The sequence below is a fragment of the Oribacterium sp. KHPX15 genome (assembly GCF_900107835.1).
Taxonomy (GTDB): domain Bacteria; phylum Bacillota; class Clostridia; order Lachnospirales; family Lachnospiraceae; genus Oribacterium.
In genome coordinates, this window is record NZ_FNRG01000007.1 from 122,008 (window position 1) to 142,261 (window position 20,254).

The 20,254-nt window shown below is 45.7% G+C and carries 14 protein-coding genes, 3 tRNA genes and 1 rRNA gene; all 18 read right to left on the minus strand.

What is annotated here, in order from left to right:
- Window positions 1-10: 10 nt before the first annotated feature.
- Complete coding sequence (locus tag BLV86_RS06640; protein ID WP_090815796.1) at window positions 11-1,003, minus strand: hypothetical protein; 993 nt, start codon at window positions 1,001-1,003, stop codon at window positions 11-13.
- The gene (locus BLV86_RS06645) at window positions 1,000-1,566 is read right to left on the minus strand and encodes an RNA polymerase sigma factor (protein WP_090815798.1); all 567 of its coding nucleotides are present in this window, start codon (window positions 1,564-1,566) and stop codon (window positions 1,000-1,002) included. Before BLV86_RS06645 ends, BLV86_RS06640 begins: the two co-directional genes overlap by 4 nt.
- 409 nt (window positions 1,567-1,975) lie before the next feature.
- Window positions 1,976-3,448, minus strand: a complete 1,473-nt coding sequence (locus tag BLV86_RS06650; RefSeq protein WP_090815800.1) for an FMN-binding protein — start codon at window positions 3,446-3,448, stop codon at window positions 1,976-1,978.
- Between the two features lie 279 nt (window positions 3,449-3,727).
- Window positions 3,728-4,399 carry a PAQR family membrane homeostasis protein TrhA gene (gene trhA, locus BLV86_RS06655; RefSeq protein ID WP_031553666.1) on the minus strand — a complete coding sequence of 224 codons (672 nt, stop codon included), beginning with the start codon at window positions 4,397-4,399 and terminating at the stop codon, window positions 3,728-3,730.
- Window positions 4,400-4,943: 544 nt separating this feature from the next.
- Entirely contained in the window at window positions 4,944-8,696 is a 3,753-nt protein-coding gene (locus BLV86_RS06660; RefSeq protein ID WP_090815802.1) for a phosphoribosylformylglycinamidine synthase, read from the minus strand.
- Window positions 8,697-9,037: 341 nt separating this feature from the next.
- A complete protein-coding gene (gene purD, locus BLV86_RS06665; RefSeq protein ID WP_090815804.1) occupies window positions 9,038-10,303 on the minus strand; it encodes a phosphoribosylamine--glycine ligase in 1,266 nt (421 codons plus the stop codon).
- Between the two features lie 91 nt (window positions 10,304-10,394).
- Window positions 10,395-10,985, minus strand: a complete 591-nt coding sequence (purN, locus tag BLV86_RS06670) for a phosphoribosylglycinamide formyltransferase (protein ID WP_090815806.1) — start codon at window positions 10,983-10,985, stop codon at window positions 10,395-10,397.
- Between the two features lie 265 nt (window positions 10,986-11,250).
- Window positions 11,251-12,435, minus strand: coding sequence for a phosphoribosylaminoimidazolecarboxamide formyltransferase (locus BLV86_RS06675; protein WP_090815807.1), 1,185 nt, complete (start codon window positions 12,433-12,435; stop codon window positions 11,251-11,253).
- Between the two features lie 134 nt (window positions 12,436-12,569).
- Entirely contained in the window at window positions 12,570-13,295 is a 726-nt protein-coding gene (locus tag BLV86_RS06680) for an IMP cyclohydrolase (RefSeq protein ID WP_090815808.1), read from the minus strand.
- A gap of 274 nt (window positions 13,296-13,569) precedes the next feature.
- Complete coding sequence (gene purM, locus BLV86_RS06685) at window positions 13,570-14,619, minus strand: phosphoribosylformylglycinamidine cyclo-ligase (RefSeq protein WP_090815809.1); 1,050 nt, start codon at window positions 14,617-14,619, stop codon at window positions 13,570-13,572.
- Window positions 14,620-14,721: 102 nt separating this feature from the next.
- On the minus strand, window positions 14,722-16,221 hold the full coding sequence (purF, locus tag BLV86_RS06690; RefSeq protein WP_090815810.1) for an amidophosphoribosyltransferase: 1,500 nt from the start codon (window positions 16,219-16,221) through the stop codon (window positions 14,722-14,724).
- A 143-nt stretch (window positions 16,222-16,364) separates the two neighbouring features.
- Window positions 16,365-16,856, minus strand: a complete 492-nt coding sequence (gene purE, locus BLV86_RS06695) for a 5-(carboxyamino)imidazole ribonucleotide mutase (protein WP_031553639.1) — start codon at window positions 16,854-16,856, stop codon at window positions 16,365-16,367.
- A gap of 119 nt (window positions 16,857-16,975) precedes the next feature.
- On the minus strand, window positions 16,976-17,134 hold the full coding sequence (locus BLV86_RS17770; RefSeq protein WP_155991450.1) for a hypothetical protein: 159 nt from the start codon (window positions 17,132-17,134) through the stop codon (window positions 16,976-16,978).
- A gap of 349 nt (window positions 17,135-17,483) precedes the next feature.
- Complete coding sequence (gene htpG / locus BLV86_RS06700) at window positions 17,484-19,580, minus strand: molecular chaperone HtpG (RefSeq protein WP_090815813.1); 2,097 nt, start codon at window positions 19,578-19,580, stop codon at window positions 17,484-17,486.
- A 154-nt stretch (window positions 19,581-19,734) separates the two neighbouring features.
- Window positions 19,735-19,808 (minus strand) — tRNA-Ile (locus tag BLV86_RS06705).
- Between the two features lie 24 nt (window positions 19,809-19,832).
- Window positions 19,833-19,905 (minus strand) — tRNA-Thr (locus tag BLV86_RS06710).
- Between the two features lie 4 nt (window positions 19,906-19,909).
- A tRNA-Asn gene (locus BLV86_RS06715) sits at window positions 19,910-19,982 on the minus strand.
- A gap of 92 nt (window positions 19,983-20,074) precedes the next feature.
- Window positions 20,075-20,254 (minus strand): 23S ribosomal RNA (locus BLV86_RS06720); the annotation flags it as partial.

The window sequence follows — 20,254 nt, forward strand, 5'->3', positions numbered from 1 at the left end:
TTGATATTTTTTACGAAATCTGTTTTATAAGTTCCGTAATTTCTGATTCTCCGATATTTTGTGTGCTGTCAATGTCTATGGCGTAGCTGTGATCATCCTTAGTCCAGATGGCGACATAGACATTATCACCTGTACCCTTGAGAGTAACCTCTGTTCCTTCTATGCTGACTGCCCTCTCGTTATCATAGCTGTTGTAATCTCCGCTTATGTCCTGGTCTTTAGCATTGGACTTTCTTATACGGAAGGCTTCATGAGAAGCTGCGTCATTATAGATGATCTCCAGCATTTTACCGGTCATCGACCTGAAGATTCCGGCATTACAGTCTAAAAAGCTTTCAGGTATCGTGATATCAAATCCTGCATCCTTTTCCGCATCGGAGAGGGTGCTGCTGTCGAGCCAGGGATTTGCGATCATAGTCAGAACATCTTCTTTTTCTTCGGAAGATGCTTCCACGCCTTCAGTTTTAACGCCATCCATTGCTGTATTTTCCTCCGATAAAGCATTGTTCGATGATGCTTTGGGGGGATTTCCGGTTTTGGCCTGTGCTTCAGAGGGAACGTCATTGGCAATTTCTTCCCTCTGAGTGGGTTTGATACTTCTAAGTACCGAGGGTTTCTCTTCTGCATTATCAGCAGAAGCGGAATCTCCGGAAACTGCTTCTGCCGAAGCTGCATCCTGCTGAACAGCCTGTGGAGCCAGGACTTCTTTATTTCCGTTGAAGACTGCCATATATGTTCCAAATCCCAGAGCCAGGATAAGGGCGGCTGCAACGGTACCCAGGGGCTTAAAACGCCGCTTGGTATTTAAATGTATCACCTTGTCGTTTTCGGATCCGTTTTCTGCAGTAGAATGTTTCTCAGAGGCACTGTCTTTGCCGGAATCAGTTTCGACAGAGATATCGTCAATACCCTCTTCCTGTGCAAGCGCCTTCGGCATCGCTTCAAGAATGTACTTTTCGTCGATATCACCGATGGCTTTTAAAAGTTCTGTTTCCTTTTTCATAGCGATATCCCCTCACTTTCAAGTGTTGTAAGAAGTGCGGCTCTCATGCGGCTGAGCGCCATTTTCACCTTGCTTTCGGTGAAACCGTACTCCTCTGCTATCTCACTGACGGGAGACATGTACCAGTATCTTCTGACGAAGATTTTTCTTTGATCAGGTTTTTGATTTTCCAGAAACCGGTTGATGCAGTCTGTTAATGTTATCAGCTCCGGTAAATCATCCGGACGGGCAGATTTTGTGTCGGCAAGGCATTCTGAGAGCTCCTCAATAACTGCTGCCGTTTCTCCATTACCGCGCTTTGCGGCTGTCTGTTTCCTGTAAATATTCAATGCCAGATTCCTCGTTATCTTTCCCAGGAAGGTTCTGAGTACACAAGGTCTTTGGGGAGGTATTGCGTTCCAGGTATTCATCCATGTGTCATTAACACATTCCTCACTGTCTTCCCGGTTGTATAAAATATTCATGGCTATGTAGATACAGTAGTTGCCATACTTAGCTGCAGTTTCGGTTATTGCAGATTCTGACCTTGCAAAATAAAGCTCTATAATTTCCTGATCAGTCATGTAATGTCCTCGTTTCTGTTTCGGATAACCGGAACGTCCTGTATATTTCTATACTGCATATGAGGTTTCCAATGCTATCCTTATGCTCTTCATCCTAATACACACGAAATGTAGTTCACAGGTTACACTTTTTTTGAAAAAAATTTGTGTATTACAATAAAGAATTATACTGTGGTTCTTATATGATTTTATGACATATAGTGAGGACTGTGAAGAAAAGTTTTTTAGAAAATAAAAAAAAGCGGAAACAATCCGCAATTTAGGAAATTATAAGAGTGAGATAACAATAAGCTTAAAAAGGTGAAAGCCCGTATAAATAACTGGATAAAAAAACCGTCCGACAGGAGTGTCGGACGGCTGCATAATTTCAAATTAATGCTATATTTTTGAAGCCTTAATAAATGAATGGTTATTTAGTAAAAACAGACGGATCTATACCTGCGCTTTCAAGGGCCTTCTTTGCAGCTTCCTTGATGGCATCAGATGTTATTGTGGCACCGGAAATGGCATCAACATTAAGGCTGTTTGCAGAGAGGATTTTCTCCGGAAGTTCTTCAAGAGCCTTGGTGCCGATACCGACGGTCTCCTTGTCTCCTGTTGCAACAAGATTGATGATCTTGTTTGCAACAGCTGTAACCTCAACTGTGACAGGACCGTTAATACCCTGAGCTTCGCCGGTAGCTGTAACTTCATCGGCAGCAGCTTCTTTTGAATCTTCATCCTTTTTGGTCTCAGCTTCGCTTTCCTCTGCCTTACTCTCTTCAGCTTCACTCTCCTGTGCATCTGCCTTATCAAAGCCTGCACTCTCAAGAGCCTGCTTAGCGGCTGTCTTGATGGCGTCAGATGTAACGGTAGCACCTGAAACGGCATCAACATCAATTGTGTTCTTTGAAACCATTTCGGCCGGAAGCTGTTCGAGAGCTACACCTCCAAGGCTTGGAGTCTCCTTTTCGCCTTTGGCAACAACGTCATAGATCTTGTTGGCAGTAGCTGTGATCTCAACAGTAACAGGTCCCATAAGTCCCTGTGCCTCGCCTGTAACAGTCACTGCATCGGCAGGAATATCTTTTTTCTCAGCTGCTGCACTTGTGGTTTCCTCAGCAGTCTCCTTAGTCTCGGCAGGAGCATCCTTTGCATCAGCAGCGGCGCCGGTAAAGTTAGATGCATTAAGACCTGCACTTTCAAGAGCCTGCTTAGCGGCTGTCTTGATGGCATCAGATGTAACGGTAGCACCTGAAACGGCATCAACATCAAGTGTATTATTTTTGATCATTTCGCCCGGAAGCTGTTCGAGAGCTACACCTCCAAGTGATGGAGTCTCCTGGTCGCCCTTGGCAACAACATTATAAATCTTGTCGGCAGTAGCTGTGATCTCAACAGTAACAGGTCCCATAAGTCCCTGTGCTTCTCCGGTAGCTGTAACTGCGTCAGCAGGAATCTCATCAAGATTAACTTCTACAGTCTCCTTCTCTACATAGCCGAATACTGTCGGATCAAAACCTGCAGCCTTGATAGCCTCAACGGTAGCATTCTTAATAGCTGTTGATGTAACGGTAGCACCTGTTACAGCATCAACGTCAATGCTGTTTGCCTCAAAGATGCTTGCAGGAAGCTGGTCAACTGCCATGGTTCCGATATTTGGCGTTTCGTTCTGTTCAGTAACATTGATGGAATAAATCTTATCCTTAGTAAGGATAAGCTCAACCTTAACGTCTCCGTCCATGCCCTGACCAACACCTTCTACCTTAACAGCATCTGCAGGAATCTTACTCTTCGGAGCACTGCTTGAGGTTCCGAGATCCTTTGACTGCATACCTGTAACTACTGCGGCAACTATACCAACACCGATAACTCCAAGAGCGATCATATTGTTCTGTTTCATTTTAGTCCCCCATTTACCTGGAAATAAATAGACATCAATATGTCCATATGTTCTCTAAATATAACATAGGTTAATGCCTTTTTCATAGGGATTTCAATAAGTTTGTCAAAAAAACTTGACGCTGTGGCAGTGTTGTCCGGAGTCAGAAGCTTCCTGAAAATATTCACTCCGGAAATCCAATGGGGACGGTTCTCTTCCGCGATACAATAAAAAGCTCCATGCACTTTAAGAGTACATGGAGGATAATATTACACTTTTTTAAAAAGCCGGGATTTCATATCAACCCGCCAACAGAATCATCACGCCGTAGTGGCACATGGAACCTGCAATTACGAAGCAATGGAATATCTCATGATTTCTGAAATATTTCGGAAAACGCTCAAATACAGGAAGCTTCAAAGCATATATGATGCCGCCGATGGTATAAATCACACCGCCCCAGAAAAGCAGAGAAAACTCAGCATCTGTAAGCGAAGCCCTGATCTTCATGATGGCAGTTACACATAACCAGCCGAGAGCGATATAAATGAGAGCATTGAGCCACTTGGGAGTATGGATATAGATAATGTTTACGGCCATACCAATGGCTGACAGAATCCATACAACAAGCAGCAGCAGCCAGCCCGTTCTGTCCCCGAGAGCTATGGCACAAATAGGAGTATAGCTACCTGCTATAAGCATATAGATCATCATATGGTCTATCTTCTTCAAAGTGTCATTAACCTTCGGTGATATATCAATAAGATGATAGGTGGAGCTTGCGGCATAAAGAAGAACTATACTCAATGCAAATATCCCAAAAGCAAGTATGCGCTCCGGACTCGGATGCTGCGCCACCCTGTAAAAAAGCGGAATTGCAGCTATTATGGAAAGAATCATTGCAACATAATGTGTAAAGAAACTGCCAGGATCCTTGATCTTAAGCAGTAAAGAATTTCCCTTCGTAAACATAAATACCTCCTCCATAAAAGCTGATTTTCACTTTTAAATATGATATGCAGACGAATATTTATCCGACTGAGATGCTGGCTCTACGTGATGTAGTTTTCATTACTACATACAATTATATCAAGAATTTGAAATATTGCAACTACGAGAGCCTATTATACACACCTTTGAAAATATTGGAAGTAGTATTTAGATTATTTAATAAATATATAGAAAGGTTGAAACAGATCAGCCGGAGCCGGAGGGCAGGCATTTAAAGGCGTTGAGCCGAGTCGAGAAAAATTAAAATCGGACCCCTTAGAAGCAGTTGATCCATTTTCCTTAGCCCCCTCGCCAAGTCTGAGTTTTCATAAAAGTAAACTCAGACATTGCTGCCCAAGATTTGTTTTTTAATCTTGGGAGCCGCGCGGCTTTGAGCGGTTCAAAAGAATCCGTCAGGATTCTTTCTTTGGCGAGGGTCTACTGCTTCTTAGGGGTCCGATTTTAAATTTTTCCGACTCGGCGACTCGCCTTTAAATGCCTGCCCTCCGGCTCCGGCGTCCGTATATTACTCGAAATATTCCTTGGCAGCCTTGAAAAGACCCATATCGTAATTTCCGGGAACATTCTTGTAGAGGCTGTGGCCCCATCTCTCGGCATGTCCCATCTTACCGAGTACTCTTCCATCAGGTGAGGTGATACCCTCAACCGCATAGTAGGAACCGTTAGGATTGAACTGGATATCCATAGTCGGGTGACCATCGAGATCCACATACTGAGTTGCGATCTGACCGTTCTCAACAAGCTTCTTGAAAAGCTCCGGCTCGCAAATGAAACGTCCCTCGCCATGTGAAACCGGTACACTGTATATGTCGCCCGGTTCAGAATCCGAAAGCCATGGAGACATATTGGAAGCGACTCTTACATTAACGATCTTTGACTGGTGACGGCTGATGGTGTTGAAGGTAAGAGTAGGACAATGCTCATCTGTATCTCTTATCTCACCAAACGGTACGAGACCAAGCTTTATAAGTGCCTGGAAACCATTGCAGATACCAAGCATGAGACCGTCACGCTTTGTGAGCATATCCATGGTAGCTGTCTTTACTGCCTCATTTCTGAAGAAAGAGGTAATGAACTTGGCGGAACCATCCGGCTCATCTCCGCCTGAGAAACCGCCCGGGATAAAGATAAGCTGTGACTCTTCGATGTGCTTTGCAACCTCGTTTACAGAATCTGCGATATCCTGCTTTGTCATGTTTCTGACTACAACTATCTCAGGCTCAAGACCTGCATCGGCCATAGCCTTTGCGGAATCGTATTCACAGTTGTTGCCAGGGAACACAGGGATAAGAACCTTCGGCTTTGCAACCGATACAGCAGGTGCAACCCAGTTCTCCTCTGTGTAATCAGCTATTGTAACATCAGCCTCTTCCGGCTCTGCATCCTTATCAAGATTCATGTTGCACTTAAATACCTTCTCAAGCTTATCCTCGTAAGCCTCACAAAGGTCTGAAAGCTTCAGAACCTCGTCATTGTAACGGATCTCTGCATCCGCTGTTGTCTCACCGAGGTCAGCAACTATGATGCCCTTATCCTTAAGCTCAGATGCTGCATAAATCTCATCAAGAGTAGACTTCTCATTAAGCTCGAGGATGAAGCTTCCGTACTGATATCCGAAGATATCCTGAACTGAAAGGCTCGGTGCAAATGCGAAGCCAAAAGCATTACCCATGCACTGCTTGAGAACTGCTTCAGCGGCTCCGCCGTAAGTCGGTGTGTAAATGGAAGCAAGCTTTCCGTCTGTCACGAGCTTATGAACATAGTCGAAAAGTGTAAGGAGACTTTCCTTTGTAGGAAGCTCGTTTCTGTATTCCGGCTTAAGCCAGAGAACCTTATGTCCTGCTCCCTTAAACTCAGGGCTTGTGATGTACTTCGCATCCTCTGTTGTGATGGCGAAGGAAACAAGGGTTGGAGGAACATCCAGCTTCTCGAAGGTTCCGGACATGGAATCCTTGCCGCCGATGGCAGCGATTCCGAGGTCGAGCTGTGCATCAAAGGCACCGAGAAGTGCCAGAAGAGGCTGTCCCCAACGTGCGCTGTCGTGACCAGGCTTTCCGAAGTACTCCTGGAAAGTAAGGTAAGTGTCATCGAAGCCTGCACCGGTTGCAATAAGCTTTGCTGCAGACTCAACTACTGCAAGATATGCACCCTTGTAGCAGTTCTTCTCAGTGATGAAAGGATTGTAGCCGTAAGCCATAACGGAAGTGTCATCTGTGTGGCCCTTCTCAACGGAAATCTTGGCAGCCATTGCCTGTATAGGTGTGCGCTGATTCTTTCCGCCGAATGGCATAAGCACTGTTCCTGCACCGATGGTGGAGTCGAAACGCTCACTGAGACCTCTCTTTGAGCAGACATTGAGATCCTCTGAAAGAGCTGTCATGTTCTCGCTGAAGCTGCCCTTGACCTCGCGGTAAATGCTTTCGCCGGCAGCTGCCTTAACTGTGATGTGCTTCTCTGCACCGTTTGAGTTAAGGAAGTCACGTGACAGATTGATGATGTCTTTGCCGTTCCAGTGTGCGATAAGTCTGTTTGTATCTGTAACTGTAGCAACATGGGTAGCCTCAAGGTTCTCCTCGTGAGCAAGCTCCATGAAGCGATTCATATCCTTTTGTTCAACAACTACAGCCATTCTTTCCTGTGACTCTGAGATAGCAAGCTCTGTTCCGTCGAGACCTTCGTACTTCTTGGGAACCTTGTTCAGGTCAATGTCAAGACCGTCAGCCAGCTCACCGATGGCAACGGAAACTCCGCCGGCACCGAAATCGTTGCAGCGCTTGATAAGTCTTGAAGCCTCCGCATTACGGAAAAGACGCTGAAGCTTACGCTCCTCGGGAGCATTACCCTTCTGAACTTCTGCGCCATCCTTTTCAAGGGACTCAACATTATGTGACTTGGAAGAACCGGTTGCACCGCCGATACCGTCGCGGCCTGTACGACCGCCCAGGAGAATGACTACGTCCCCTGCAGCAGGCACTTCGCGGCGGACATTCTCTGCGGGAGCGGCTGCAACTACTGCACCGATCTCCATGCGCTTTGCGGCATAGCCCGGATGATAGAGCTCGTCTACAAGACCTGTTGCGAGACCGATCTGGTTACCGTAGCTGGAATATCCGTCAGCAGCTGTGGTAACAAGCTTTCTCTGAGGAAGCTTTCCTGTCATGGTATCCTTAACAGAAACTGTCGGATCGGCAGCACCGGTCACACGCATTGCCTGATAAACATAGGATCTTCCTGAAAGAGGATCGCGGATGGCACCTCCGATACAGGTTGCGGCACCACCGAAAGGCTCGATTTCGGTAGGATGGTTGTGGGTCTCGTTCTTGAAAAGCAGGAGCCAGTCCTGTGCCTCGCCGTCAACATTAACCTTTATCTTAACGGTGCAGGCATTGATCTCCTCAGACTCATCAAGCTTCGGAAGCTTTCCTTCCTTCTTGAGAACCTTGGCAGCAAGAGTTCCGATATCCATAAGGTTGATGGGTTTTGTGCGGTTAAGCTCCTTGCGTGAATTAATGTAACGCTCCCATGAAGCCTTGAGCTGTTCATCCTCGAATGTTACATCATCGATGGTTGTAAGGAAGGTTGTATGGCGGCAATGATCTGACCAGTAGGTATCGATCATGCGGATTTCTGTGATTGAAGGGTCTCTTTGCTCGCTCTTGAAGTAATTCTGACAGAATTTAAGGTCATCGAGGTCCATGGCAAGACCCATATCCTTCAGGATATCCTTGAGCTTATCCTCGGAAGCTGCGATAAAGCCGTTCAGGGTATCAACAGACTCAGGGATGTCATACTTGACATCCAGGGTGTCGAAGGTCTCGAGGGAAGCCTCTCTCGCCTCCACAGGGTTGATGACATACTTCTTAATGTCAGCGATCTCCTGCTCTGTGAGGGTTCCGTAGAGAAGGTAAACCTTGGCGGAACGAACCTTTGGACGGTCTCCGGTTGTAAGGATCTGTATGCACTGGGCAGCTGAGTCGGCTCTCTGGTCGAACTGTCCCGGAAGGAACTCTACAGCAAAAACATAGGCATCCTTATGCTCAGGAAGCTCTGTGTAAACATTATCAAGCTGAGGCTCACTGAGAACCAGCTTTGTAGCCTTTTCAAATGTTTCTTTATCCAGTCCCTCAACATCGTAACGATTCAGAAGGCGTACGTCTGTGAGATTCTTAATGAGTAGTATGTGGCGGATGTCATGGCGAAGTCCCTGGGCCTCGTGACGAAGTCCGTCTTTTTTCTCAACATAAACTCGATTTACCATTTGTTTCTCCTTATCTGTGTGGTGGACCGTCCGGAAAATGCGAGGGATGTGCGCAGGCCCACGAGATACGAGGAGAAAATGCCATTGAAATGCGCTACGCGCAGGCATTTTCGTTTGATTTCGGCTTACGCCGAAACAGCCTCGCCGCCTGGGGGCACCAGCATTTCTTACGAAACGCTGATGAATCTCGCAAGCCTTTGCACCCATCCCTCACATTTTCCTACACTGTGTCGGGCGGTAATATTAAATATCTGATACATCATAGCTACCATGCTAACTTGGCATTTCTACGATAAAACAGTTACAGAATGTGTAGATATGTATTATTCGATGTACTGATGTTACTGAAGAGCCTTCAGTGCTCTCTGGCCGATGTCTTTTCGCATGTGCATGTCCTGGAAAGAGACTTTCGCGGCACTTGTGTAGGCCTTGTCGATGGCTTCTTTGAGGGTGGGGGCGATTTCGACTACGCCCAGGACGCGGCCGCCGTGGGTGTAGAGTTTGCCGTCCTTCAGGTCAGCACCTGCGACGAAGACATTATCCACTTCGTCAATGCCGGTGATCTCATAGCCTGACTTGTAGGAAAGAGGATATCCGCCGGAGGCTTCAACGATGCAGCAGGCAGCGCCGGACTTCCACTTAACTTCAGTCTCTGCAAGAGTGCCGTTGGTTGTGGCCTGCATGATGGTGAGAAGGTCGGAATCCAGCAGCGGAAGTACAACCTGAGTCTCGGGATCGCCGAAACGGCAGTTGTATTCGATGACCTTAGGTCCATCCTTCGTGATCATGAGACCGAAGTAGAGACAGCCCTTGAAGGTTCTGCCTTCCTTGTTCATAGCCTCGATGGTAGGTTTAAATATTTTCTCCATGCACTCTGCTGCTACTTCATCTGTGTAGTAAGGATTCGGTGCGATGGTGCCCATGCCTCCGGTGTTGAGACCCTCGTCGTTGTCATTTATACGCTTGTGATCCATGGATGAGATCATGGGAACCACAACCTTGCCGTCGGTGAAGCTGAGTACTGAAACTTCAGGTCCCTCGAGGAATTCCTCGATAACTATCTGGTCACCGGAAGCTCCGAACTTCTTCTCTTCCATTATGGTCTTGATACCATCGAGAGCCTCTTCACGGGTCATTGCGATGATAACGCCCTTACCAAGTGCGAGACCGTCAGCCTTTATGACTGTAGGTATCGGACAGGTCTTAACGTACTCCTCTGCCTTCTCGATGTCATTGAAAACCTCGTAAGCGGCAGTTGGGATGTTGTATTTCTTCATGAGGTTCTTGGAGAATACCTTTGAACCCTCGATGATGGCAGCCTTGGCTTCAGGTCCGAAAGCAGGGATTCCTGCCTCCTTGAGAGCATCAACAGTGCCGGCAACAAGTGGATCATCCGGAGCCACAACCACATAGTCAAGAGCCTTCGACTTGCAGAAATCAACAACGGCAGCCACATCGGTTGCCTTTATATCAGGAACACACTCTGCGTCCTTTGCGATACCGCCGTTTCCGGGAATCGCATAAATCTTCTCGATAGAAGCATTCTTCTTTAATGTCTTAATGATGGCGTGCTCACGACCGCCGCCACCTACAACACCAATTTTCATAACTTACCTCCGAAGTCATATTTGAGTCTGTTTTTGTGCAACAAGTATATGACTAACTATTATATTATTTTCTCGGCCCATTTAATAAAGTTTATGCTTTCGCCTCTCGGATCTCCCTGCTCATCATCTCAGCAGCCTTCGGAAGCAGCTTCCATTCAGCCTGTTCCATGACCCTCTTCTGAAGCACTTCGGGAGTATCACCGGGCTCAATGTCTACAGCCTTTTGAAGCAGTATGCGTCCGCCATCCGGAATCTCATTTACAAGATGAACCGTGGCACCTGTAACCTTAACACCCCTTGCGAGAGCCGCCTCATGAGGCTTAAGTCCGTACATGCCCTTTCCGCAGAAACTCGGAATAAGTGAAGGATGAATGTTGATGATCCTGTCAGCATATTTCTTTGTGAAAGCCTCACTCAGAATTGTGAGATATCCCGCAAGGATGATAAGCTCAATCCCGTTCTCATCAAGAACCTTAATAAGCCTCTCCTCATCCTTCTGAACAACCTCATGTTTAATTCCCGCGTTCTCCGCTCTCTCCAGAGCATATATCCCCGGTCTCGATCCAACCACTAAAGTGATCTCCCCGTCAGGAATCTCGCCCCTCTTCTCCGCATCAATCAGTGCCTGCAGATTTGTTCCGCCCCCACTGACCAACACCGCAATCTTTGTCTTATTTTTCATTATACTTGCTTCTCCGTTTTTTCAAGAATGGTATCAAACACTCCTAAGTGTTTGATACTCATTCACTCCAAGTATCGGTATATACTGTGTGAGAGAAAATGCTGAGGGTGGGTGCCAAGGCTTGCGAGTTGAAAGAACAGACTCGCAGATATGTCCGATCAGAATGCACATACTTGTGCATTCTGGGCGGACATATCTGTGAGGATGTTCTTTCAATCGAGTGGGCCGGCGCACGCCCTCAGCATTTTCTCGGCCCATTTAACAATCAGTGATGGAACAACCTCATACCGGTGAAGCAAACCACCATGTTGTATTTGTCAGCTGTCTCAATAACGTGATCATCTCTGATTGATCCGCCCGGCTCAGCCACATAAGACACACCGGACTTACGTGCACGCTCGATATTGTCACCAAACGGGAAGAATGCATCAGAACCGAGAGCTGTACCTGTAAGCTTTCCGAGGTACTCCTTCTGCTCCTTTCTTGTGAAAGGTGCCGGCTGCTCGGTGAAGTACTGCTGCCAAGCGCCGTCGCCGATGACATCCTCAAACTCCTCTGAGAGATAAACGTCGATAACATTATCACGATCGGCTCTTCTGAGACCATCCTTGAAAGGAAGATTCAGGACTCTGTCGCTCTGACGGAGATGCCAGTGGTCAGCCTTGTCGCCTGCGAGACGTGTGCAGTGGATTCTGGACTGCTGTCCGGCACCCACACCGATGGTCTGACCATCCTCTGCGTAAGCTACTGAGTTTGACTGAGTATACTTAAGAGTGATAAGGGCGATGGTCATGTTGAGACGAGCTTCTTCAGGGATGTCCTTATTCTTTGTTACGATGTTTGCAAATGCCTCATCCGTAACCTTGTAGTCATTTCTGCCCTGCTCAAAGGTCACACCGAATACCTGCTTGTGCTCTGCGGCAGCAGGCTTGTAGGAAGGATCGATCTTAATCACATTGTAAGCGCCCTTCTTCTTTGACTTAAGGATCTCAAGAGCCTCGTCTGTATATCCCGGAGCGATAACACCATCGGAAACCTCACGGTGAATGATCTTTGCGGTTGTGGCATCGCAGATATCAGAAAGAGCGATGAAGTCACCGTAGGAAGACATTCTGTCTACACCACGGGCTCTTGCGTAAGCGCAGGCAAGAAGTGAATCATCGAGACCCTCGATGTCATCCACGAAACAGGCTTTCTTAAGTTTGTCGGAAAGCTTTCTGCCGATGGCAGAGCCTGAAGGAGAAACGTGCTTGAAGGATGCAGCAGCCACATGGCCTGTAGCTTCCTTAAGGTCGGAAACCAGCTGCCAGCTGTTAAGAGCATCCAGGAAGTTAATGTATCCGGGACGGCCGTTCAGGATTTCGATAGGAAGCTCGGATCCGTCATGCATGTAGATCTTTGCAGGCTTCTGGTTTGGGTTCATTCCATACTTTAATTCAAATTCTTTCATAGTGTTCTCCTACTATTAATACTGGTTTTGGAGCCTTAACAATGTCTTACGGATGCAAAGCTATCCGGCTCCTCTGTATTCTCAAGTTTCATCATTTAATTCTGACGTAAGGATGTCAATCTGGTTTGTTTATGTCAGTTGATCTTCTCGAACTTGTTAACCAGCTTGTTCTCAACGCTTCTGCCGGTAACGTCTATATAGCGAACATAAAGCGAGATTTTGTTATCTTCATTGAGATTATTCCAGATAAGCTGCTTAAGCTCCTCTGCTGTATTAGGGATGGCTACACGCTCAGGCTCGCCCTCGAAGGTAGGGATAGGATTGCCATTCTCTTTGTAAGTGTGAATGAAATGTCCGAGACCATTCTGGAGCTTGTAGGAAAATGTATATCTCGCACAGTCTGTGCCGTCTGCGTCCTGTGACTTAAGGATGGACATTTTGTAGCTTTCTGAATCATCAAGGGTAACAACACCGCTGATTCTCGGAGTCCAGTTAGGGCCGTCCGGCTCAAACTCTCTGGTCTCAAGAGCTTCCTCAAAGGTATTACCGTCTCTCATAAAATCATAGATGGTGTCGGTCTGATCGCCGTTGGTAACGATGAGGTTGTCACCGATCTTTCTTATGGGACTGTAAATGATGAGGCTGGGATCTTCAACCTTGCTGGAATCAGCAGGATAAATGGTCACTGTGTCACCATCCTCTGTGAACACACGGTTTCTTGAGTTCGTTGAGCGACCCATAATGAAATACGCTATGGCGATGGATCTTCCATCCTCTGATTTACCGATAACGATTCCGCGTCCGGGATACTCATTGTTTTTAAGAAGCTCGCCGAGATTTGCTACATCATATGTTGCCATAATTTTCCTCCCAAAATCATAGATATAAGATACATAGGACAGTGTTCTGACCTTTGCATATAAACATTAGATAATTTGATAATGAAGTGAATAACTGTCAGGTATCAGAACAGATAGATATGCCTGTAACGGTGTCTGTCCTGCCGCTTTAAGCTTTCCAATGTCTTCCCGTCAGAAGCAGATGGACAGCCTGCAACGGTGTCTGTCCTGCCGCTTTAAGCTTTCCAATATCTTCCGGTCAGAGCAGATGGACAGCCTGTAACGGTATCTGTCTTCATTCGAGAATAACCTTGTCCTCAGACTTTACTATCTCTCCAAGGTGATATGCCTCTATGCCGTTTGCTTTGAGAACCTCGATAGCCTTTGTTTCATCCTCCTTGGCAACCACAACACTCATTCCGACACCCATGTTGTAGGTATTGAACATATCACGGGTTGAGATGTCGCCGGTCTTCTGGATGAGCTTGAAGATAGGAAGAACCTTTACATCATCCATCTTTATCTTTGCGCCGAAGCCGTCAGGAATGGATCTTGGGATGTTCTCATAGAATCCGCCGCCTGTGATGTGGCTAATGCCTTTGACCGTAACGTTCTCAAGAAGCTTGAGGATCGGCTTTACATAAATGACTGTAGGAGTAAGAAGTGCTTCGCCGAGAGACTTTCCGTCAAGCTCTGTAAGAGGCTTAGTCAGCTCTTCTTTACTGATGTTATCGATATCGAAAACCTTTCTAACCAGTGAGAAACCATTGGAATGAACACCGGAGCTTGGAAGGGCGATGACAACATCACCTTCCTTCATGGAGTTGTTGTCGATGATATTTTCCTTATCAACGATACCGACAGAGAAACCTGCAAGGTCGAACTCATCTTCAGGATAGAAGCCCGGCATCTCTGCTGTCTCACCGCCAACGAGAGCGCTGTCACTCTGTACGCAGCCCTCTGCAACACCCTTAACGATGTCGGCAATCTTCTCTGGAACATTCTTGCCGCAGGCAATGTAGTCAAGGAAGAAAAGCGGTTTTGCACCGCAGCAGATGACATCGTTTACACACATGGCAACACAGTCGATACCAACAGTGTCATATTTCTCCATAAGGAATGAAATCTTAAGCTTTGTTCCTACGCCGTCGGTTCCTGAAACAAGAACAGGATGCTTGTAACCCTCGGGAAGCTCGAACAGTCCGCCGAAACCGCCGAGACCGGAACAAACGCCTTCGGTCATGGTTCTTGCTACGTACTGCTTCATAAGCTCAACGGATTTGTATCCTGCTGTGATATCAACACCTGCATCCTTGTATGCTTCGCTATAGCTCTTTGTATTCATGATTACTCCTTTATATAAGCTGCGTCATCTGACTTAAACGAAAGACTGGCGCCGTGGTTCAGTATCTAAAATCGAATAATATGTTCTGAAAGTCAGAGGTCATCAGTCTTCAAACTTCTCGATATATTCACCTTCCGGAACTCTTTCCGAAGACTTAACGGTATGTCTGTCTTTCCACTCCTTTGAGATCTTCTCTTCAAAACGGTTCTTTGAAGTTACGGAAGGAATCTCGGTAGGATATTTTCCGTCGAAGCAGGCGGTACAGAAGCCCTTCCGGCCTGTGGGATCCGCTATCCTGATGACATTTTCAACTGATATATATCCCAGGGAATCGGCACCGATAATTTTTGCAGTCTCTTCTACCGAATGATGACAGGCGATGAGGTTGTCACGGGAGTCAATGTCTATGCCGTAGTAGCAGGGGTTCATAAATGGAGGCGCTGTTATACGCATGTGAACTTCCTTTGCTCCGGCTTCTCTCACTATGCGAACCAGGCGTTCACTGGTGGTTCCGCGGACGATGGAGTCATCTACCAGGATCACACGCTTTCCTTCAATCTCGGATCGGATGGCGTTAAGCTTGATCCTTACCAGATTTTCACGCTCTGTCTGACCCGGAGCGATGAAGGTACGGCCGATATATTTGTTCTTGAGAAGTCCGATACCGTAAGGAATACCTGACTCTCTTGAGTAACCGACTGCGGCATCAAGACCGGAATCAGGTACACCGATGACTACATCTGCGTCAACGGGATGCTCCTGGGCAAGAAAACGTCCGGCCTGCACTCTCGCCTCATGAACAGAGGCACCGTCAAGAACTGAATCAGGACGTGCAAAATAGATATATTCGAAAACGCACATGGAGCGCTTAACTTTATTGCAGTGATCTTTTATAGAGCGGATTCCGTTGTGGTCTACAACTATGATCTCTCCCGGCTCCACATCCCGAACCAGCTTTCCGCCTACTGCCTCGATGGCACAGGACTCACTGGCAAAAACCACGGAACCGTCTTCGAGCTTTCCATAGCAGAGAGGATGGAAACCGTGCTCGTCTCTTGCCGCTATAAGCTTGGAGGGAGACATTATCACAAGAGAATAGGCTCCATGAAGCTTATCAAGGGCGTTGTTGACAGCCTGCTCTATAGAACCGGTATTGATGCGCTCTCTCGTTATGATATAAGAGATTGCTTCTGTATCCGTAGTTGACTGGAAGATACAGCCGTTCATTTCGAGCTCTGAACGGAGCTCATAAGAATTTACAAGATTGCCGTTGTGACAAAGAGCCATACGGCCTTTTACATGATTCACAACGATAGGCTGAGTGTTGATACGATTTGTGATTCCGCTGGTTGCATAACGCACGTGACCAACAGCTATCTGACCGTTTCCGAGACGTTCTATCTCGCTGTTGGGCATAGCCTCACTTACAAGGCCGAGTTCACGGCGGAAACGGAAAATTCCCTCATCATTAACAACAATACCTGCAGATTCCTGACCTCTGTGCTGCAGGGCATAAAGTGCGTAGTATGTAAGACGCGCCAATGGTTTGGTGTTTTTTGAATAAATACCAAAAACACCGCACTCCTCATGAAGTTTACCCATAAATCTCCTTAATAATTAAAACTGTTATGTGGTTGATTAATGCTTACATCTTGTAAACATCCGTAAGTTAATGTGTACGCTCATTTTTAAACCGGTTCAAAAGTGGCTGCACACAGTAGCTTTTAATGCAGATAAGGTGAAGATCAATTAAATTGAGCTTCTATGGCTGCGTTTTTTTCTATGATCTTTTTGTGATTTTCATCACGTTCAGCCTGAAGCTTTTCTGCAAGGCCCTCATCTTCCACTGCAAGTATTTCTATTGCAAGAAGTGCAGCGTTTTTTGCTGTGTTAACACCAACTGTGGCAACAGGGATTCCGGGCGGCATCATAACTGTGGAAAGAAGTGCATCCATTCCATCAAGAACCTTGGAAGAACAGGGGATGCCGATGACGGGAAGTGTTGTATTGGCTGCTATGGCACCTGCAAGATGTGCAGCCATGCCCGCTGCGGCAATGATGACACCAAAGCCATTCTTTCTTGCGGATTTTGAAAACTCAGCGGCCTCCTCGGGAGTTCTGTGGGCACTGTAAACATGTACTTCTACGGGAACGCCATAGTCCTTAAGTACTGAAATGCCTTTTTCTACAACGGGAAGATCTGAATCGCTTCCCATGATGACAGCAACTTTTCTCATAATTCTCCTTTGTTTGAAGTGATGCCATATAAGTCCTTCGTATTGCTGCGCCGGTGTTCCTGCTTGATATCGGACTTATACACTAAAAAGGGGAACAGCATAAAGCTGTTCCCCTTAGGTTACACTATATTTTTGATTGCATTACGGCAGATTACAGTATTTCCGATTGTAATATCACACACGGAAACAGACTCACAGAAAATCGCATGAAGAACATGCTGACCTGAGGATACGAGGGCAGAATATGCTTTATAGTGAACAGTATCTGAAAATCCCATTCGCTTCATCCTCACAATTCCTTTCGACGTAATCTTGTAACGACAACACTCAAAATTATATTAAATGCAAATATTTCCGTCAAGACGGTAAAAGCGCTGTAATATTTCTGAATTTAAAACAGTAATTTGGAATTATATTGCATTGACACCGTTCAGATTTTAATGTCCCGGGCATTGATATTTTTTTGACACTCAAAAGCGCTCCCGCTGTCTGACTTTAAACAGCTTTAGAAAGCCCCACTAAACTTTGGAGATTCCACTAAAGACGTAGTTTTCAAGTATAAAACATCCGCCCAATTTCCAAAGAGCCATTTGGAAATTGGGCGGATTAAATCACATGGAATTAAATTTATTCTGCCATTTTGAGGAGGATATCGTTTGATCTCTCAATGAACTTTGTCATCTCCTCTGCAGGAAGCGGAGACTGCTGGATTCTTGCAAGATCGTAAAGCTGTTCTGAAATGAGATTGATAGTCTCTTTCTTTGCTTCATCCTTGCCGTTCTCCATAAGGTACTTAACAAGAGGGTGCTCAGTGTTAAGGATAAGTGTTTCCTGAACCGGCATATCGGCCATACCCATGCCCTGCATAGCATACATCTTCATCATGTCATTCATACGACGGCCTTCTTCGGATATAGAAAGCATAGCTGCGGTTTTAGCCTGGGTCATCTTCTGAAGCTTAACGGTAAGAGTTTCCTTCTTTGTAGCTGTTCTTATTTCTGTTTCAAGGGACTTTGACTGCTCCTCAAGAAGCTTCTCCTCATCTTCTGAAGTATCAGCCTTAAATTCCTCTGTAAGATCAGCATCGATTCTCTTGAAATGTACTCCCTGATTTTTTGCTTCAAGTTCAGAGATGAAAGGCTGATCAATACGCTCAGGAAGAACAACGGCATCTTTGCCGGCTTCCTTGAACATTGCGATATACTGACTCTGCTGTACAGCATCGGTCACATAGTAGATAACCTTGTTCTTTTCCTTTTCAGCTTCTCCGGAATCTTTATTGTCTTCGGTCTTTGTCTCGGAAGCTTCGGTGTTCTCTACGGTTGTTTCAGCTGAATCATTTGAAGATGCGTCAGCATTATCATTTTCTGTATCAATCTTGTTTACTTCAAGACACTCAGGAAGAGCAAGATACTTTCCGTTGATATCCTTGAAAAGGATGTAGTCTGTCATCTTCTTACAGAACTTATCGTCACGGAGACAGCCATACTTGATGAATGGTGCGATATCATCCCAATACTTCTCGTAATTCTCTCGATCTACCTTGCACATTCCGGAGAGTTTATCAGCCACCTTCTTTGTGATGTAGTCAGAAATCTTCTTAACGAATCCGTCATTCTGAAGCTGAGATCTGGAAACATTAAGGGGAAGATCCGGACAGTCGATGACACCCTTGAGAAGCATCAGGTACTCAGGGATAACTTCCTTAATGTTATCTGCAACGAACACCTGGTTGTTGTAGAGCTTGATGGTTCCTTCTGCTGACTCATATTCCATATTGATCTTAGGGAAATAAAGAATTCCCTTAAGGTTATACGGATAATCCATGTTGAGGTGGATCCAGAACAGAGGCTCCTTGTAGTCGTGGAATACCTTGTGATAGAAATCAATGTAGTCTTCCTTCTTGCACTCGCTTGGAGACTTGGTCCAGAGAGGATTTGTATCATTAAGAAGAACAGGTCTCTTCTCTATCTTTACCTTTGCGGGAGTCTTGGTTTCCTTGCCATCCTTGTCGGTTTCTGTCTTCCCCGGTATCTCTTCAAGAACTACATCGGAATCATTCTTCTTATCAGCATCAATGGTTTCTGTATCCTTTGGAAGCTTTGTGATATAGATCTCAACAGGCATGAAAGAACAGTACTTATCAATGATCTCTCTCATCTCCCACTCATTGTCATACTTGAGACAATCATCATTGAGATGAAGAGTGATAACTGTACCGATATCGGTTTTGTTTCCTTCAGTTAATTCGAAATCGGTTCCGCCGTTGCAAACCCAGTGAACAGCCTTTGCACCCTCTTTATATGAAAGAGTATCGATCTCAACCTTATCTGAAACCATAAACACACTGTAGAAACCAAGTCCGAAGTGACCTATGATCTGATCATCGTTAGCCTTATCTTTATAGGTATTGATGAAATCGGTAGCGCCGGAAAAAGCAATCTGATTGATGTATTTATCAACTTCTTCTTCAGTCATACCGAGACCGTTATCTTTGATGGTAACTGTACGCTTATCTGAATCTACGATGACATCTACTCTGCCTTTGTAGTCTGACGGCTTTGTAAACTCACCGATAAGGCTTAACTTATCAAGCTTAGTGATAGCGTCACAGGCATTGGAAATAACCTCACGGACAAAAATATCCTGATCGGAATACATCCATTTCTTTATGATAGGAAATATATTCTCTGAATTAATTGATAATGAACCTTTCTTAGACATGTAAACACCTCTTTGTTTTCTAAAATCGATAGTTTGTAGTATATCACTGCCGTTAGCACTCTGCAAGTTTAGCTGCTAACAATTCATAATTAATTCACATTCCATAAAAAAGAGAATAAAAAAAGAGATAATCTCTAAAAGATTATCTCTAAACTGGAACCGCGGGGACTCGAACCCTGGACCGATCGGTTATGAGCCGACTGCTCTAACCAACTGAGCTACGGTTCCATCATCTTGAATTAACAAGATAAAAGCCGGGATTCGGACTCGAACCGAAGACCTACTGATTACAAATCAGTTGCTCTACCAACTGAGCTATACCGGCATAACTCCTCCAGTTGGACTTGAACCAACGACACCGCGGTTAACAGCCGCGTGCTCTACCGACTGAGCTATGAAGGAATATTTATATGAAGTATCGTACCTTCAAAACAGCATACCATTTATGAATCATTCCCAGTAATCCATCTAAACCTCTAACCTTTCCAGCCTTTTTGGACAAGCCCTCGACCTATTAGTAACTATCACCTGAATGCTTTACAGCACTTACAGCTTAGCCCTATCTACCTCGTAGTCTTCAAGGGGTCTTACTCTTAACGATGGGATATCTCATCTTGAGGGTGGCTTCACGCTTAGATGCCTTCAGCGTTTATCCAGTCCCGACATGCCTACCC

Excerpts from the sequence above, each read along its gene's own strand:
- purD (WP_090815804.1), bottom strand. The coding sequence starts at position 10,303 with ATGAAAATTGGTGTTGTAGGTGGCGGCGGTCGTGAGCACGCCATCATT.
- purF (WP_090815810.1), bottom strand. The coding sequence starts at position 16,221 with ATGGGTAAACTTCATGAGGAGTGCGGTGTTTTTGGTATTTATTCAAAA.
- purN (WP_090815806.1), bottom strand. The coding sequence starts at position 10,985 with ATGAAAAATAAGACAAAGATTGCGGTGTTGGTCAGTGGGGGCGGAACA.
- BLV86_RS06645 (WP_090815798.1), bottom strand. The coding sequence starts at position 1,566 with ATGACTGATCAGGAAATTATAGAGCTTTATTTTGCAAGGTCAGAATCT.
- trhA (WP_031553666.1), bottom strand. The coding sequence starts at position 4,399 with ATGTTTACGAAGGGAAATTCTTTACTGCTTAAGATCAAGGATCCTGGC.
- BLV86_RS06680 (WP_090815808.1), bottom strand. The coding sequence starts at position 13,295 with ATGGCAACATATGATGTAGCAAATCTCGGCGAGCTTCTTAAAAACAAT.
- BLV86_RS06650 (WP_090815800.1), bottom strand. The coding sequence starts at position 3,448 with ATGAAACAGAACAATATGATCGCTCTTGGAGTTATCGGTGTTGGTATA.
- BLV86_RS17770 (WP_155991450.1), bottom strand. The coding sequence starts at position 17,134 with ATGGGATTTTCAGATACTGTTCACTATAAAGCATATTCTGCCCTCGTA.
- BLV86_RS06640 (WP_090815796.1), bottom strand. The coding sequence starts at position 1,003 with ATGAAAAAGGAAACAGAACTTTTAAAAGCCATCGGTGATATCGACGAA.
- BLV86_RS06660 (WP_090815802.1), bottom strand. The coding sequence starts at position 8,696 with ATGGTAAATCGAGTTTATGTTGAGAAAAAAGACGGACTTCGTCACGAG.
- BLV86_RS06675 (WP_090815807.1), bottom strand. The coding sequence starts at position 12,435 with ATGAAAGAATTTGAATTAAAGTATGGAATGAACCCAAACCAGAAGCCT.
- purM (WP_090815809.1), bottom strand. The coding sequence starts at position 14,619 with ATGAATACAAAGAGCTATAGCGAAGCATACAAGGATGCAGGTGTTGAT.
- purE (WP_031553639.1), bottom strand. The coding sequence starts at position 16,856 with ATGAGAAAAGTTGCTGTCATCATGGGAAGCGATTCAGATCTTCCCGTT.
- htpG (WP_090815813.1), bottom strand. The coding sequence starts at position 19,580 with ATGTCTAAGAAAGGTTCATTATCAATTAATTCAGAGAATATATTTCCT.